Origin of the sequence: Kribbella catacumbae DSM 19601 (assembly GCF_000372465.1) — a bacterium.
Classification (GTDB): Bacteria; Actinomycetota; Actinomycetes; order Propionibacteriales; family Kribbellaceae; genus Kribbella; species Kribbella catacumbae.
Genome location: NZ_AQUZ01000053.1, coordinates 17,301 through 32,808, shown reverse-complemented (window position 1 = coordinate 32,808; position 15,508 = coordinate 17,301). Strand labels below are relative to the sequence as shown.

Annotated in this window: 18 protein-coding genes; 1 reads left to right on the top strand and 17 read right to left on the bottom strand. The window is 65.3% G+C overall.

What is annotated here, in order from left to right:
* Nucleotides 1-19 precede the first annotated feature (19 nt).
* On the bottom strand, nt 20-1,375 hold the full coding sequence (locus A3ES_RS0136255) for an NsdA family TPR-like regulatory protein (protein ID WP_157630931.1): 1,356 nt from the start codon (nt 1,373-1,375) through the stop codon (nt 20-22).
* Between the two features lie 217 nt (nt 1,376-1,592).
* Between A3ES_RS0136255 and A3ES_RS49625 the strand changes: the two genes are divergently transcribed.
* The gene (locus A3ES_RS49625; protein WP_020391741.1) at nt 1,593-2,795 is read left to right on the top strand and encodes a helix-turn-helix domain-containing protein; all 1,203 of its coding nucleotides are present in this window, start codon (nt 1,593-1,595) and stop codon (nt 2,793-2,795) included.
* A 63-nt stretch (nt 2,796-2,858) separates the two neighbouring features.
* Here A3ES_RS49625 and A3ES_RS49620 read toward each other — a convergent pair whose 3' ends face one another.
* The 16 genes from A3ES_RS49620 to A3ES_RS55240 form a co-directional block, all read right to left on the bottom strand.
* Nucleotides 2,859-3,230, bottom strand: a complete 372-nt coding sequence (locus tag A3ES_RS49620) for a hypothetical protein (protein WP_020391740.1) — start codon at nt 3,228-3,230, stop codon at nt 2,859-2,861.
* Nucleotides 3,227-4,459 carry a type IV secretory system conjugative DNA transfer family protein gene (locus A3ES_RS0136240; protein ID WP_020391739.1) on the bottom strand — a complete coding sequence of 411 codons (1,233 nt, stop codon included), beginning with the start codon at nt 4,457-4,459 and terminating at the stop codon, nt 3,227-3,229. The genes A3ES_RS49620 and A3ES_RS0136240 overlap by 4 nt, the downstream gene beginning before the upstream one ends.
* A 524-nt stretch (nt 4,460-4,983) precedes the next feature.
* On the bottom strand, nt 4,984-6,249 hold the full coding sequence (locus A3ES_RS49615; RefSeq protein WP_020391738.1) for a hypothetical protein: 1,266 nt from the start codon (nt 6,247-6,249) through the stop codon (nt 4,984-4,986).
* Complete coding sequence (locus A3ES_RS53575; protein ID WP_085955601.1) at nt 6,249-7,649, bottom strand: SCO6880 family protein; 1,401 nt, start codon at nt 7,647-7,649, stop codon at nt 6,249-6,251. The genes A3ES_RS49615 and A3ES_RS53575 overlap by 1 nt, the downstream gene beginning before the upstream one ends.
* Complete coding sequence (locus tag A3ES_RS0136225) at nt 7,649-8,947, bottom strand: TrbL/VirB6 family protein (RefSeq protein ID WP_157630930.1); 1,299 nt, start codon at nt 8,945-8,947, stop codon at nt 7,649-7,651. Before A3ES_RS0136225 ends, A3ES_RS53575 begins: the two co-directional genes overlap by 1 nt.
* Before the next feature lie 5 nt (nt 8,948-8,952).
* Complete coding sequence (locus A3ES_RS0136220) at nt 8,953-9,234, bottom strand: DUF6112 family protein (protein ID WP_040456355.1); 282 nt, start codon at nt 9,232-9,234, stop codon at nt 8,953-8,955.
* A gap of 16 nt (nt 9,235-9,250) precedes the next feature.
* Nucleotides 9,251-9,832, bottom strand: a complete 582-nt coding sequence (locus A3ES_RS51850) for a C40 family peptidase (protein ID WP_020391734.1) — start codon at nt 9,830-9,832, stop codon at nt 9,251-9,253.
* Nucleotides 9,829-10,431, bottom strand: coding sequence for a hypothetical protein (locus tag A3ES_RS0136210; protein WP_020391733.1), 603 nt, complete (start codon nt 10,429-10,431; stop codon nt 9,829-9,831). Before A3ES_RS0136210 ends, A3ES_RS51850 begins: the two co-directional genes overlap by 4 nt.
* A 1-nt stretch (nt 10,432) precedes the next feature.
* On the bottom strand, nt 10,433-10,594 hold the full coding sequence (locus A3ES_RS54560; RefSeq protein ID WP_020391732.1) for a hypothetical protein: 162 nt from the start codon (nt 10,592-10,594) through the stop codon (nt 10,433-10,435).
* 35 nt (nt 10,595-10,629) lie between these two features.
* The gene (locus A3ES_RS0136200; protein ID WP_020391731.1) at nt 10,630-11,343 is read right to left on the bottom strand and encodes a hypothetical protein; all 714 of its coding nucleotides are present in this window, start codon (nt 11,341-11,343) and stop codon (nt 10,630-10,632) included.
* 50 nt (nt 11,344-11,393) lie between these two features.
* Nucleotides 11,394-12,437 (bottom strand): toprim domain-containing protein, encoded by a 1,044-nt coding sequence (locus A3ES_RS0136195; protein ID WP_020391730.1) that lies wholly within the window; start codon nt 12,435-12,437, stop codon nt 11,394-11,396.
* Nucleotides 12,438-12,440: 3 nt separating this feature from the next.
* Complete coding sequence (locus A3ES_RS0136190) at nt 12,441-13,334, bottom strand: hypothetical protein (RefSeq protein WP_020391729.1); 894 nt, start codon at nt 13,332-13,334, stop codon at nt 12,441-12,443.
* Between the two features lie 82 nt (nt 13,335-13,416).
* The gene (locus tag A3ES_RS0136185) at nt 13,417-14,331 is read right to left on the bottom strand and encodes a hypothetical protein (RefSeq protein WP_020391728.1); all 915 of its coding nucleotides are present in this window, start codon (nt 14,329-14,331) and stop codon (nt 13,417-13,419) included.
* 88 nt (nt 14,332-14,419) lie between these two features.
* Nucleotides 14,420-14,605: a hypothetical protein gene (locus A3ES_RS0136180; RefSeq protein WP_157630929.1), complete on the bottom strand. Its 186-nt coding sequence runs from the start codon at nt 14,603-14,605 to the stop codon at nt 14,420-14,422.
* Nucleotides 14,606-15,070: 465 nt separating this feature from the next.
* Nucleotides 15,071-15,262: a calcium-binding protein gene (locus tag A3ES_RS57285; RefSeq protein ID WP_420323164.1), complete on the bottom strand. Its 192-nt coding sequence runs from the start codon at nt 15,260-15,262 to the stop codon at nt 15,071-15,073.
* The gene (locus tag A3ES_RS55240; protein WP_169501834.1) at nt 15,205-15,504 is read right to left on the bottom strand and encodes a calcium-binding protein; all 300 of its coding nucleotides are present in this window, start codon (nt 15,502-15,504) and stop codon (nt 15,205-15,207) included. The genes A3ES_RS57285 and A3ES_RS55240 overlap by 58 nt, the downstream gene beginning before the upstream one ends.
* Between the last annotated feature and the right edge of the window lie 4 nt (nt 15,505-15,508).

Here is a 15,508-nt window from a genome sequence, read left to right as displayed (position 1 = left end):
ACGTAAGGTGTGGGGACGCCTATCCGGTGCGAGCGAGGAACTCCTGCGCGGACCGAGACGCGCGGTAGGGCGCGAGACTCAGCCGAAAGTCGCTCAACGCACCCGACGGACGAGCAGAGTCGACACCGTCGCTCTGGTCAACTGCATGGGTGGCCGCCGAACAAGCAGCGTCGACGTCGCCGAGTCGCAGGTGGGCGTCGGCGGCTCTGACGAGGTACAGCGCATTGTCTCGCGCATAGCCATCAGCGGCGTACGAACTATCGCGCGCTGTGGCGAAACTAATCAGCGCCTGCCGCGGATCGTCCAGCTCGAGCGCGGACGACGCGGCGATCATCTCGATCTCTGCTGCCGACATCCAGTACGCCCACTGTGGGTCATCGTCGTGGGAGCCCGCGGCATACGTTTGGCGAGCCGCCTCAAGTTCCCTGGCGGAGCCTATTCGATCGCCGATCTTCGACAGTGCTCGCCCAGCACGCATGTGCAGCATCGACCGAACGAGGGGCGTCGCCGAGCGTGCCTGCTCCTGAGCGGTGCGGACCAGGTTGACCGCGTCTTGCGGATTGCCCACCGAATACGTCTGGATCGCCATGAACGCGAGCACGTTCGCTCCACTGGCACGATCCCCCGCAGTCGCTGATGCACGCAACGCGGAGATGTAGTACGACTGCGCAGCCGCATGGCGGCCGGCATCGAAGTGAAGCCATCCGCAGATCCGGGCCGCCTCGGCCAGAGTCGCGAACAGTCGACGCCCCGTCGCCGCGTCGTAGACCGTGTCGCCGGCCAGTTGGCTGAGGAGGTTGAACTCCGCAACCGCTAGCGGCCGCACCTCGCCTCCGCCAAGCACATCGTCCAAATGCCGGAGATCGTCGAGCCGCATTTCGAGCCGCGTGATCATCGCCGTTGTCACCTGACGCCTGCCCGAGGTGGCCCCAGCCGACAGCGGGTCCGCAAGCGCACCGGCCCACTCAGCACCCAGCGACGAAAGCGTCGCACCGGCTGCGATCAGGAATCCACGACGGTCCATCGATCCTCCCTGCGCGGAAGCGGCGGTTGAAACCACCGTACCCGCCGGGGTCCACGGACTGTGGAGGACGGCGTGGTCGTCCGGGAAGGCCTGCAGCAACCATCCAGGCCAGCCCAACTGCTTCACCACGCTGTGCGGTACGCCGTGCAGTTGACTCATCGCGTGCTGAGCCGCCGCGTCCGGGACCACACTGCCCGACTCCCAACGAGTCACCTTCTCGCGCCGGAGCGCCATCGGCCCGTAGCCAAGGTCGCGGTGCTCCTCGTCGACACGTCCGAGGTACGCCAGCGCAGACAGCCCCGCCCGCGCGCGTAGCGCGGCTAATGGATGGCGAGGCCCTACCGCGGGCATCAGCCGCTGCCACCCTCAACCGGTGAAACCACCCGCACCATGATCAGCTCCTTGCTCCCGCTGTAGCCCCGCGACGTGGATTGCTCTGTGTAACAATTTTGGCCCTCTTGACAGCCCTCGCACTCGCAGAGTTTTTGCGACTTTGCCGCGGCCGGGGACAGTCGGTGAGAGACTTTCCACTGTGATGCGCTAGCCGGAAGCTGGAGAGGCAGACACGATGACGAGCACGACCGCCGGGCAACGGGTAGCCCGCGCACGCAAGCGCAAAGGCTGGACACAGCGCCAACTGGCCGACGCGCTGGGATACTCCGTCAGCTGGGTGAGCCAGGCTGAGCGAGGCGCAATCCCGCTCGATCGCTTCAGCGTCCTTGACCGCGTCGCCGACGTACTCGGCGTCGAAATGCCCGAACTCACCGGCCAGCCCTACCGGCACGGCACCCCCGACCTCGACTCCGGCCACAACGGCATCCCCGCGCTCAGGCTTGCACTCCAACGTGCCCTCATGCCCAGCTACCGCGACTCCGCACGCGCTCCACGCTCGCTCGCCGAGCTTCGGACCGAGGTGATCGCAGCCGAAGACCTACGCCAGGCCGCCAACTTCGCCGCTCTCGGCGGCATCATGCCTGCCTTGGTCGACGACGTGTCAGCTGCACTGCGCGCCAGCGATGGTCCCGCACATGACGAGCTCGCTGCCCTATTCGTCAGGGTCTGCCACATCACCCGCGTCACCTCTGACCTGACCGGCCACCACGACCTCGCCTGGACCGCGGTAGAGCTCGAGGTCCGCACCGCCGAAGCCCTCGGCAACCCCGCTCCCCTGGCGGCAGCCACCTGGGACCTGTGCGGAGTCTGGCTGCATTCCGGCGGCGAAGCCCTCCGCTCGGCCCGCTCAGCAGCAATCGAGGGCATCGACCGACTCGAAGAACACGTCGGAAAAGACGCCGAGCTGACTGCACTCTGGGGCGCAATGCATCTACGCGCCGCCGTGACGAGCTCCCGCCTCTGGGCCGAAGCCGACGTACAGGTCCACCTCGCCGAGGCCGCGCGTGTGGCTCCTGCCTCCGGCAACACCTGGCAAACCCAATTCAACGCACCCAACGTCGCTCTCCACGCCCTCGAGACCGCCGTCGAGCTCGGCCGACCGACCGATGCACTCGGCCTCTCCGACCAGGTCCCCATCGACGCCATCGGCTCCACCGAACGCCGAACCCACTACTGGACCTGCCGCGCCCGAAGCCTCGCCATGGCCCACCGAGACGACGCAGCCCTCGATGCTCTCCTCACTGCCGAACGGCTCGCGCCGGCCCACGTGCACAACCGGCCAATGGCCCGACAACTCGTCCTGGACCTCCTCCACAGAGGCAAGCGTTCGACACCACCGGTCCGGCAACTCGCCAGAAGAATGGGTCTCACGACCTAAGCTCTGGCCAAGAGCCGCGCGTGCAGCCCTGAGTTCGCGGCGCCACCAGGTGATCTTGGACCCTCAAGCAGGCTGTTCAGGTCGATGAGCGGTTCTGGAGCAGCCGAGCATGGAGCTCCAGTCTCTGAGGCGGCGGATGGCAAGGGTTAGGTCGCGGTGGAAGCTCATTGGGTCCGACGGGGCCGAATCCTCTAGGTAGCAGGCTTCCCAGAAGGTGCGTAGGGCGGAGAGTTCTTCGACCAGGGCACCGTGGTTGGACCAGCAGGGTGGGATGACCTTGTGGTCAAGGCGGTAGCGCTCAGTTGCCCAGTCGACCCAGGTGGCCAGGCGGTCCAGTTCGTCGCGCATGTCGGCGGCGTCCATGTCGCGCCAGCAGACGACGTACGGATCATTGGGTGGGATCAGGCCTAATGCCCGGGTCAGGTCGTCGGTCATGTGGTTTCGAAGATGCTTTCGCGGATCTGTTCGGCATCTGCGCGATCCGTCCATGGGGTCATCTTCAGGAGGATCGGTGGGGCTGTGCGGGCGAGTAGTACGCCGGCGCCGAAGGGCAGGGTGCGGATGACGTCAGGCGGGAGAATTGGGATCCGGCGGGTGCTGGTTGAGATCGTGCGGGCTCCGTCGGCGCCGCGGCTCCAGTTGCGTAGCTCTTCGTCCCGCTCGCCGCAGACGGCGCTGAGGTCCTGGAGGTCGCGCGTCTGGGCGGAGCCGCCGAGGATGAGGCGGAGGGTGGCGGCGTCCCACATCGCCGCTGCCGCCTGTTCACCCCAACGGTCGCGTGCCTGGGCAAGAGACTGGATGACGACCAGCGTGGAGATGCCGGAGCCTCCGCCGTCTGCCATGAGAGAAGGCAGGGACGGTACGGCGCAGAGGTTGGCGATCTCGTCGAGCACCAGAGACATAGGTGGCTCCAGCCGGCCACCAGGGTTCTTGGCAGCCAACTGACGGGCTGATTCGGTGATGTCTTCAAGCAGCGCTGCGATAAAGGACGACGTTGCGCTGGCACCGGCACCCGTACCGAGAAGGTAGATGGTGCCCTTCTCCTGGATGAAGGTGGCCGGATCGAGGCCCTCCCCCGGTGGCGGGTCGAACGCCTTACGGACGGCAGGGTCAGCTAGCGCGGAGAGAGCGGAACGGACGCCAGCCCAGATCGCGTCGCGAGTCCTGCTCTCCATCCGGACGATGCCGTCCAGAGTGTCGCCCCAGCCCTCGGCTGCCAACGATGACTGGTTCAGGATGCTGACAGCTTCGATGGCTGAGGCCGGCTCGAGGCCCCAGCGGTAGAGCTGGCCAATGCCGGCGTCATCGATCGCGGCAGCATGGAGGAGTCCGCGGAGGGCCATCTCGGTCTGTCCGTGCCAGAAGGCGCCGTCCGAGACGCCGCCTTTGGCGAAGCCGGCGCCGGCGGCGAGCCCGGTGGCCCGCACCATCGCCGTAGTGGGGTTCTCGCAGCCGCGGACCGGTGACCAGCGGATTCCCTCTGCGTTGGATAGGCCTTGGGGGTCGAAGACCGCGACTGGTCCGATCTTGTGGCGCAACCCGAGGGTGGCCACGAGGTTGTCCGGTCGGGTGGACGTCGTCACGACAGCGCCGGGTGCATCGATGATGGCGCCGATGATCTGATGCAGGCCTTTGCCCGAACGTGGCGGGCCAACGACGATCACTGAATCCTCGACCGACGCCCAGCATTCGCTGCCCCGGGAGTGTCCGAGTTGGGTGCCGACCTCAGCTGGCGAGTTGCTTGGTGCAAGCGGCCGCGCCGCGCGTCCACGGCGTACCACCTGTCGGCGGCCAACTGACGCCTCGATGTCGGCCTTGCTCGCTAGCCCGGGACGAGTCGCAAGCGCACGTCCTCGGCTAGCTGCACCTGCTCTGCGCCGCAGGATCAGTTGACCGACCAGCGCGCCACAAGCTGATGGCCCACCGATCAGCACACCCAGAACGGCCCAGTACGTCGTAGGTTGCAGCTCATCTCGCTTCAGCCCAAAGGCGACTGCCGGGTTGCCAGGGTGAAGCAGAACGCCGAACGCGTCAGTCCACGCCGTTTCGACCCATCGGCCGGTCGTCAGCAGGCAGCCCAAGCCGCCAGCTAGATGCAACATCCCTGTACAAGCCACTACGACCGCTGCAACTGCGATCACCATGTCGGATGTGTCGATCGGCGGGCTGTTTCGTGGTCGTCGCATGCCTACATCCGCCCATCGGTGTCGAAGAGTTCGACCTCACGGACATGGCGTACCAGTTGGACGACGAATGATCGGTTCGGCAGGCGCCAGAGGGCCCGGCCCTTGGGGAGCTTGGCAATCGTCGCGATCTCTACGTCGGTGAGGCCGAGGAGGTTCGCCGTTCGGGCGAGTTGGTCCGACTCTTGACGGAGCATGATCCGCGTCGAGCAGTCTGCGAGCAGGCCTTCTGCCAGAGCTCTCGCTTCTGATCCCAGGTCCCCGACAGCTGCCAGGTCGGACAGGCGATGGACGATGAGGACGTTGGAGATCCCCCAGGCTCGAGAGAGCTTCCACTGCTCCTGCATCCGGCGGAGCAAGGCGGGATCACGCATCACACGCCAGCCTTCGTCGTACACGATGTAGCGGTTCCCGCCCGCAGGGTCAGCGACGGCCGCCTCCAGCCACGATGACGCGCAGGCCAAGGTGAGGCGGAGTGCCTGGTCGTTGCCGCCGCTGCCGATCCAGGACGAGTCCAGGGAGACCATCGGCGCGGCCGGGTCGAACTCGGTCGTCGACGGCCCGTCGAACATCCCGGACAGATCTCCGTGAACAAGACGTCTGATCGCGTGCGCGACCTCCCGCCCGTCGGTCGTCAGGCTGCTCGCGTTCAAGCCGACTCGTTCGGCCCAGCGGTCGTCCGGTTTGAACAGGGCGACAACCACGTCTGGGATCGTCGGAGTCGGCACCTGCGCACAGACCGTCTCCAGGGCGAGGTCCAGCGCAGTGTGTTCGATGGCAGCGAGCGGGCGGCCGAGCGTGGACTCTGCCAGTGTGCCCAGTAGCGCGCGGCGCCGAGACCAGACGATCCGGTCCCATTCGTCGCTAGCCACGGCGTCTGGGCGTCGGCCAGAGTCGAGGGGATTCAGTCGAGCCGGCAGGCCGGGGCCCAGTTTGATCGCCGTACCGCCCATTGCCTCGGTCACCGAAGTCCACTCCCCCTTCGGATCGCAAGGAATGTAGGCCTTGTGGCCGAGAGCGATCGACCTGGTGATCAGAGCCTTGGCCGTTGACGACTTGCCACTGCCGATGACACCGGCCAGCAGGACGTTCGGATTGGTGATGACCCGGCTCTGATAGAGAACCCAGGGGTCATACACGAACGATCCGCCACTGAAGACATCGGAGCCGATATAGGTGCCGTCGGCCCCTAAACCACCTTCTGCCAGGAACGGGTAGGCAACCTGGGCGATCCGGGTTGTCGCACGGTGAGCATCGACCAGCAGGTCCATCAGAGTCCAATCCCGAACGGTAGAGCGCCCGCCAGAAAGCCGTCGGCCTGCTGACCGACGAGGCGGCGAAGGTCCAGCAGCGCCTGGGTTGCTGCGATCTCGATCTCCATGCAGGCGTCGTCGAGCTTCTCCTCGTCGTCTGCAGAGACGACCACGAGGCCGAGCCAGCGGACGTCGCCGTGGCCGGCGGCCAGGTCGCGTTCGCGTTGCGCGACGTCCGCGTCTTGTTGGCGGTCCTCCTCGGTCTCCAGTTGACCGATCCTCTTCCGGGTGGCCCGGTCGGTGATCCGCTCGACCTGATGCCGTCGGGCATCGCGCAAGGCCTTTGCCATCGGGATCGGCTGCAAAACCAGCGTGAACGTACGTCGGATACCCGGCTTCAGCAGCAGCGGACTGAGAAAGGACGGTGTGGTCCGCACCCGCGGCCACTCCGAGATGACGTAGACCCGGTGGAACGACGAGTCTGTCCGGAGGAGATCCCAGTCGGCGTCAATGGCCAACGGCCCGGCCTCGGCACCCTCGAGCACCTTCGAACCCCGTACCATCGCCGGGTCGAACGCGAGTCGCAGACTCATCGCCAAGTCGTCCGCGGCCAGCCAGGAACCAATGACTCCCGCTGACGAAAGCGAGGTCTGGAACGCCCTTGCCTCAGACTCCAGTACTGCGACTGCGCCCGTGATCCCGCCGCCGTGCTTGCGGACCTCGCGCGATACCGCGTCGAGATTCACAGCGAAGGCGAACAGCGTCTCGTGCCTCGCGGCGGCAGGTGCTGCTCTGTTCAGCAACTCGGTGTAGATCGCACCCGCTGGTGTCGTTGGATCGACGTTCCTCTTCTTGGCCCACGCGCCCACCTCGTCGCCCGGATCCGGGAGCGTGCGCTCGAGGATCTGGGCTCGGGCGATCCGATTGCCCTGGCAGAGGCCCGCGATCATCCGTCCGTACGCCGTTACGCGCCGTTCCTGCTCGTCGGAGTTCTGCAGGAGATGCGCCGGCCCCTCGATTCGCGCCACGGCAATGAGCCTGCGTCTTCGCTGGTCGTGGATGATCCCGATCGACGAATTCCAGCTCAGCAGTCGCATCTTCTCGCCAGGCAAATCGAGCTGCTCATGCTGGCGGGGTTGCATCACCTGAGCCCGGTACGAGCGAGGTCGCCAGAGGTGGGCGGCTCGTAGTACCAGCCATCGATGCATTGGCAATCCTTCCGCCCGGGAGAACGCGGCTGCCACGAACAAGCCCGCGCTGCTCAACCCGATCGCTTTCATCGTCAAGGTTGTCTGAGCGACGACTACGAGCGTGGTCGTGACTACACAGGCCGCTAAGAGGGCGACCTGGATCGGCCTCAGCCCGAGGAGGACCGCATTGCGCTCCGGCCGTGGAAACCGGGTCGATAGCGTGGACATCAGCGGTTTCCCCCATCGGCGTCGTGATCTGCCGAGACGCCTGGACCATCCGAGGTGTTGACAGACACCTCGCTGGTCGAGGTAGCGATGGCCGTCGGAGCGTCGCCGGTGTCGGCCGCCGGTGGCGCAGGTGAGACGGCCGGGCTACCCGGACCGGAGCCCGTCGACGCACCGTCCGACCCAACGTCAGGTCCGGCGCCGGGCTGAAGTGGATCGCCCCCGCTGACACCAGACTCGTCACCTGAGTGGTTCGAGGCCTCAGCACCCGTCGAGTCTTCGGTCCAGCCGGTAGCGCTCGGCCCATCAGTGTCCTGGCCGCCGTCCTCTCCGACAATCGGACCTGCGCTGCCTTCGCCCGAGCCGCCGAAATGATCAGCACCAAACTGCCGAGCTTGGTCGACCTGATCCTTCGCCGCAGAAGCTCCGGCCAATCCCTGTTGAATGGCATGGCCAGCCGCTTGGCCGTGATCACCGGCCCAGTGGATAAAGGTGAACGTCGCGAACGGAGCCAAGGCAGCCATCGCGAGAAGGAGAACGCCCGCCAAGAACGTCCCGATGCTTGCCTCTCCAGTCGGGCTGGCATTGCCCGTAGCTGAGATCCCCAGCGCGAACACCACCGCCATCGCAACCTTCGAGAAAACCAATGCGCCGACGACCTCGATCCAGCGGCGCAACCAGTGCCTGCTCGCGGACCAAGTCCAACTGGCCAGCGCGAGAGGCGCGAACACGACGAAGGCAACGATCGCGACCTCGCGCAGCAGCATCACGACGTACAGGGAGATGATCGCGATCAAGCCAAGGAACACAGCCACCAGCAGGAATCCACCGAGAGTCCCCACCGACAGCAGGCTGCCGAGATCGACCATCCGCTTGAGTCCGTCCGCGGTCGCCTGATTCCCGAGAATTGCCAGAGAGATCTCGTCGACGGCCTTGCCGCTCGCAGCCACGATCGCGACTGCGAAGGGCACGCCGACGGTACCTATCAATGCGCCTATGAGGGCGTGACCGAGACGGCCGGGCTCACGGCGTATGGCTGCGGAGACGCATTGCAGCGCGAAGAGCCCTACGAGCAGCGGCAGGGAGATGGTAACCATCAGGCCGAGGTTGTCGTTCCACCACTGCTGATCGAAGCGGGGCGAAGTACTCGAGCTGAACGCGTTGAAGACGAAGGTGGTGATGTCGGTCAAGCCCCGGGCAGTCCAGCGCAGGAACGAGTCCCAGGCTGAGTTCGTGGCCGCATCGGTACCGTGGTCAACGACGCAGGTCACCGGGTTGAGAAGACAATCCGACCATGCCATCGGGATCAGCCGAGGTTGACGTTGCTGAAAAAGCGGATGAGCGCGTTGGCCGAGCCGATCAGAACCGCGGCGCCGGCCGCCACTAGACAGCCGGTCTTTCCTTTGCCTGCATAGTGGGCGTTGCTGTTGAAGCTTCCCAATGCCCAGGCAGCGGCCGAGATGACGAACGCCGCCACGCAGAGGACGAGGCTGAAGGTCAGCAGGGCTCCGACCATCTGTCGCAGTGCCGGTAGCCCGGGCAGGCCGGTGCCGTTGGGGCTGATGCCAGGGTCCTGGAGCGGAAACATGAACACGAGAGGTCCTTCAGTAGATGGGAGGGGCCCAGCCGAGGTAGGTCGCACCCCAACGGGACTCGATGAGGCCGAACTCGACGTCGTAGACGCCGCCTTCGCCGGGGAATCGGTCGTTGATGTCGTTCGAGACGATGTGGCCGTTGCCGATGTAGACGGCGATGTGGCCGTACGGACCGCCGGTTGCCCAGAAGACGAGCGCGCCGACGGGGAACTGTCGATCGTTCGGATGCGCTTTGCCGGTCGCGACCATCTGGCGCCACTGCTCGGCGGCGGAGTAGTAGCCGGACCGCGGGCGGCCCCAGATGTTCGCGGCCAGCCGCGCGCAAAGCTGGTAGTAGCCGTGGCCACCAACCAGTCGATGCGCACGGCCCACGGCGTCGGCTGACCCGGGGAGTCCGCCGCTGTCGCTCCCTGCATCGCCGCCGGTGTCGCCCCCTGTGTCGGCACCGGCCGGCGTCTTGCAGTCCTCTGGTACTGCGTCCGTCGGTGTGGCGATGCAAAGGTCAGAACCGCCGGCTGCGATCGCGAGCGGTGCGACCAGGCCGATGCCGCTGATCAGTAGCGCACCGGCCACCGCGAGCTTGCTGATCACGGGTTGATCTGTGCCGTGGCTGACCAGAACTTGCAGATCGGCGTACAGACGATGCCCACTGCGGCTTGGCGATCCGCAACGACGGTCTCGGTGTCGAGGACGACGGTCTGCTTTCCATGTACGACGAAGCCGGTCCAGCCCTTGGGCGCCGTAGCGCTCTGCTGAAGTCTCGTCATCTCCGGGGTGATTTCCGCGGTGATGTGATCGGCCGAGGCCCTCGCGTTGTGCAGCTCGAGCTGCTGCCACTCCGGGAAGAGCGGCAGCAGGCTACGGGCGATGCGCGGGCCTTCGCCGCTTGGGTCGGCGAAGACGCTGACGGCGTCCTGCCAATCATCGAAGCTGTGCTTGCTCGTGTCGTAGGTCCAGATCGCACGGGCGTACCCGATCGCCATCGCCTCTGGATCGGTCGTTGCCGGCCGCGTCCATGCCGCGAGTCGTGTCGGGGACTCTTCGCCCTCGCTCGGCAGGATCGTCGGCGCCGCGGTCTTCTCGGGCTCGTCCCAGCCGGGTGAGCTAAAGACGAGCGCGAGAACGACCGTGACGACGGTGAGGACGATGGCAACGGGCAGCACGAGCTGTGGGCGGATGGGGTGGTTCACGTCAGATTCCTCTCTTGGGGACAGCTGTACGCCGCAGCCACCTCAGGCCGGCCGCCGCGACAGGCGGCGGCAGAAGGCGCAGGCCAGCAAGCAGGCGCAGGTAGAACCCGAACTGGGCGCGGTAGTAGCGGATGAGCCAGTTGTGTGGGCGCTTTTCAGTCATGCCGGGCTCAACGGTTGAGGTCAGGAACTTTTTCGTCAGGCGGATCTAGCGAGGTCGCGCCAGCGGTGCTCGCTAATCCAACGGCCGAAAAACGGCAGGTCACGGCCGGCAGCCGCCTTCAGCCAGTTGCGGACAGTGAGGTCGGTGAACACCTGCGTATCGCGCTGTCCGGCCGCAAGCCTGGCCAGAGCCGATGGCTTGGACGGGCTGCCTCGGAGAAGCCAGGCAAGGGCTTCTGCTTGGGTCTCCGTTACGCCACTCAGGCGCAGCCGGGAGATGATGGTGGACCGGTAGAACGGAGGCCCGTCTGCCGCTACACGCATCAGCTCTCGACTCACGACCGGCGACAAGCCGTACCGCTCCAACTCTGCGACGATTCGGTCCAGATGGACGCCGAGCATCGGCAGTTCCTCAGTCTCGACATCCGGCAAAGCGTGCATGGCTTGGTGGCGCTGACGACGCAATACCTCAGCCCGTACCGCATCGATCAGGCGCCAGCGGACGTGGTTGGCCAGATAGCCCCAGACGATGCCGCCCGGAGGTGGCTTGACCGCGAGTTCATGACACCTCTCCCAGGCGATCACCCGAGCAAGCTGTGAGGCCTCGTCTCGTCCCAGGCTCGTCTTCAGCCAGAGCGGTAACGGCACAACGATGTGCTCCTCGATCGCGTGCGCCAATCGACGGGAAGGTTCCTTGTCCCACGCCGCCTGAGCCGCTGCGCTGATGAGTACCTCCAGTTCGTCATCCATGGCCATCAATCTGCTGCCAGCGGACGTCGATCTGAACCTGGATCACGAATTCAAGGACTCCTGGAATTCAGATCCGGGCCAGCGTCCAGGTCATCGTGCGAAGCCCCGATCTTGGGACGTCGACCGACAGCGGCCAGCACTTCCCGCGACACGACCCGCTCCTCCAATCGAAGGCGCTGGGCAAGTCGCCCGATCTGCCCGGCGATCCGATCGTTGGGAAGTCTCACCACCAACGGAGCGACCGATCGCAACGCCTCCACTTGACCACTTACGTGATCGAGAACGTTGGCCCAGCGGGCCAACTCGACGTCTATCGCGAACTCAGCACCTGGCCTGGCGTGCGCGAGAGTTGCGCGCAACAGGCTGGGTGACGTGGAGAACGTCGACGACGGATCATGGCCGTCCGGCAACTCTGCGACCAGCACGGAACTGAAGTGCCTGGACAGGGCATCAAGCCCACGCACAGCACCCCGCCGCCCTGCCTGGTCTGCGTCAAGCATCATGATCACGGTGTCGCCGGTGGTCCACCGTCTAACGATGGCGGCTTGGTGGTGTGTGATCGCCGTACCGCAGGCTGACGCGCCAGCCCACTCGCTGCCCAGCAGGCTGACAGCCAGCGCATCAGTGGGTCCTTCGACCATCACGGGGACGGCGCCGCCAGCCAGTCGCGCCTGCTGGGCATCGAGCCCGACCAGTGATCGGCCCTTCGTATAGATCTGAGTGTTCGGTGAGTTGAGGTACTTCGGCTCCGCCGCGCGTGCCCGGGCAACGAAGCCAACAGGCCTCAGATCGATGTCGTGGGCTACAAAGGTCAAGCGGTCACGGAACCGATCCACCAGAAAACCTGTACGGGTCGGCTTTGCCAGGCCGGCCTCCACTATCGTCTGGTCGTCGATGCCGGCCGCTCGAAGATGCTCGACCAGCCGACTCCACCGGTCGGGTGCGAAGCCGACAGACCACGTGCTGTCCGAGGCCAGCGCAGCACCCAACTGCCGACCGACAAGGTGGTGAGCTGCCCAGCTTTTGCGACTTTCCCGCAACTGCCGCCGGTAGAACGCTGACGCAATCTCATGCGCCCGGAAGAATTCCTCCATGGCTCACAGGTCCAGTCCCGGGTCTTCGATACCCAGGGAGTAGTGCTGGTTGCCATTGTCATGGGGACTGGCCTGGTGACCCTTCACTGGCTCGGCCACATAGATGTCAGCGAGCACCTCCAGTCGGCCAGGGTTGGCGAGCAGCGGTTCGGGCGGACGTTGAAGCAGCTGAACGTTGTCGAAGACGAACGTCAGATCGAGAGCGTTACGCACTGCACGTTCAGCAGCTACGAGATCTGGCAACACAGTCACGATCACTCGGTCGGTGACGCTGTACTGCCGCAATATCTGTGCCTGCGCGTCCGATACCGCCGACCCCACCAGCGGAATTCCGACGTATCGCTTGTCTCTCGAGTGACGGGCTGCCAGCTCGATCGCGATCGCATCCAGCGGATGATCGACGACAACCACCGTCGCACCTGCCTCGAGCGCATCGATCTGCTCCAGCACTCCGACGAGCGCTTCCGATGGACGATGCACCGGCGTCGCCGGCGTGATCGGCCGCGCCTTTCCGTCGCGACTGATACCTATGAACCCCACCGGGTCCAGTCTCTGATCGCGTGAAACCACGACCAGCTGATCCCGATACCGGTCAACCACCCGGCCGTCATCGGTCCAACTCATCAACCCAGCCCGCATCAGCGTTTCGCGCCCGAACCCCTTCTCCTGCAGGTGATCGACCACCCGCGTTCCGCCGCCGGGCGCATAGCCGATCTGCTGTCCAGACGCAGGGTCCAGAACCTCATCGACACCCCAGTCCCTGAGGAGCGCCGCTGGCCACGCTGCGGTTGTCCCGAGCAACTCCTGCCGGAAGTAGATGGCTGCCTCCGCATTTGCCTCATGCAACCACCGCCGTTCCCCCAGCGATGGAACGGGTCCAGGCTCAATCTCATCCATCACAACCTCCGAAGCACGCCGATTTAAGCTGTCGCGTCGAAGATCACGAGTTTGCGACTTCCTGAGAACCTGGATCGGCACTTCAAGGACTCAGGCCCGGACCTGGGTCGTCGATCCCGAGGGAGGGGTGCCGGGTCCCGTTGTCGTTGAGACCATTGCGGTGGCCGGTTAAAGGCCTCGCCAGCGACAGATACGTCAGCAAGAACTGACGCTCGTCCGGGGAGTGCGCCAAGGTGGAGATCGCGTCGTCGCTCGGCAGCGGAATGGCTCGGATCCGGTCGAAGAAGAGTGCGAGGTCGAGTGATGTTCCGATTGCCCGCTGGCGGCTCGCTCCCTTGGGCGGCACCATGACGATCGCGTGATCAGTCTCGCTGTATCGCGCCAGCATCCGCGCCTGCGCGGATGAAATCGGCGACTCGCACAACGGGATCCCGACGTACTTCCCGGTCGTGGAACGGCTCAGCTCTTCAATCGCCATCGCATCTGTCGGATGGTCGACGATGACGGGGGTCGCACCCTTGCTGAGCAGATCGATCTGTTCGTGTAGGCCGATCAGAGCATTCGACGGCCGATGCACCGCACTTTCCGGTGCAAGCGGCCGCGCCTGACCGTCTCGATCGATGCCGACGAAACCCACCGGAGACATCCGCTCGTCGCGTGAGATGAACACGATTCGATCGCGATGCCGGTCGATCGCCGCGCCCTCGTCGGACCACGTCGTCAGGCCTGCCCGCACCAGAGTTGCCAACTCGAATCCACGTTTCTGCAGGTGGTCCGTCAAGCGCGACCAACTGTCAGGAGCGTAGCCAACCTTCCAAGTCGCACCAGGAGTCAGAACCTTCTCCAACCCCCGATCGCTGAGGAACTGCGACGGCCATCCACTGGTTGCCCTAAGCAACTCACGCCGGAAGAACTTGCCCGCCTCTTCAATGGCCTCATGCAATCGCTGGCATTCCTCCTGCGTAGGAACGAATCCAGGATCGATGACCTCACCCATCACAACCTCCGAAAGCAACCGATAGCTGTCGCAGTCGAAGATCGCCGTCCGACGCTGAGGTCAGAACCCGGATCTGGGATTCAAGGACTCACATCTCCAGGCCGGGCGCTGGTTCGGGCTCGTCGTCACCCGCTCGTTCAACGGGATCGCGCCAGGCCATCCGATTCTCCGCCCGCACAAGCTGCTCACCGGCCGAGTCGATCGCCTCATCCAGCAACTCCACCAGCCGCCGCATGCTCCACTGCACCTTCTGACCACCGAGTTCACCAGTCATGCAACGAACATCGCCGCGACCGTCGAAGTGGAGAACCTCGTTCTGGAGATCCAGGACCCAACCGGGCCACACCACACCCTCATCAAAGGGCAGGTTGAATCGCCCCGGACCTGATGGAGGCTCTCAATCCATGGATGATGAGAAGCCAATTCCCCGATCGGTTCGGATCGCTGCAGCACGCCCGGACCTTCATCGACGAGTTGACCAGCACTACATGCATGACCACCACCACACCAGCATCGGGTTGCACCCCTCGCCGACGTCCGCCAGGGCCTCGCCGCAGCCGAGGATCTTCACCACCAGTTCGCCGAAATTCCTCCTCCAGACCAAGTTACCTGTCGGTCCGACGAGGCTGCCTTCCCCCGCGTTCGCCCACCGCCCGGTCGCACCCTGCCGGGGTCGCGACCCCGAAGACTAGGCAATCGCCCGCCAGTTCATCCCCGGCTCGCAGGGCATCCCCGAACATCAACGCCGGCTGGTTCCGACCCCGGCGCCGCCGGACACTACGTCCGCGCCATCGCCTTGCGAGCCGGCCACGACCAGATCGTTCCCACCCAGCCCGGCGATCTTATCGTTGCCCCCACCGCCGTCGATCGTGTTCAGCAAATCGCCCCCGAACAGCCGGTCGCTACCGGCTCCCCCAATGACGTTCTCCACATCGGAGCCCACGACGTCGCCCTCGCCAGCGGCACCGCTGGACTTACTCCCCCGTCGAGCCTGACCGTTACCGCCTCGCGGTAGCCCGCGTAGTTGACGGTGTCGATGCCGCTGCCGCTGCCGCCGGACAGAGTGTCACCGTCAAGCCCGCCATCCACCAGATCGTCGCCTGCCATCCCGTTCAACTTGTCCTGACCGCCCAACCCGAGCAGGGTGTCCGCTTGCCCGCTACCAGTCAGCACCGGT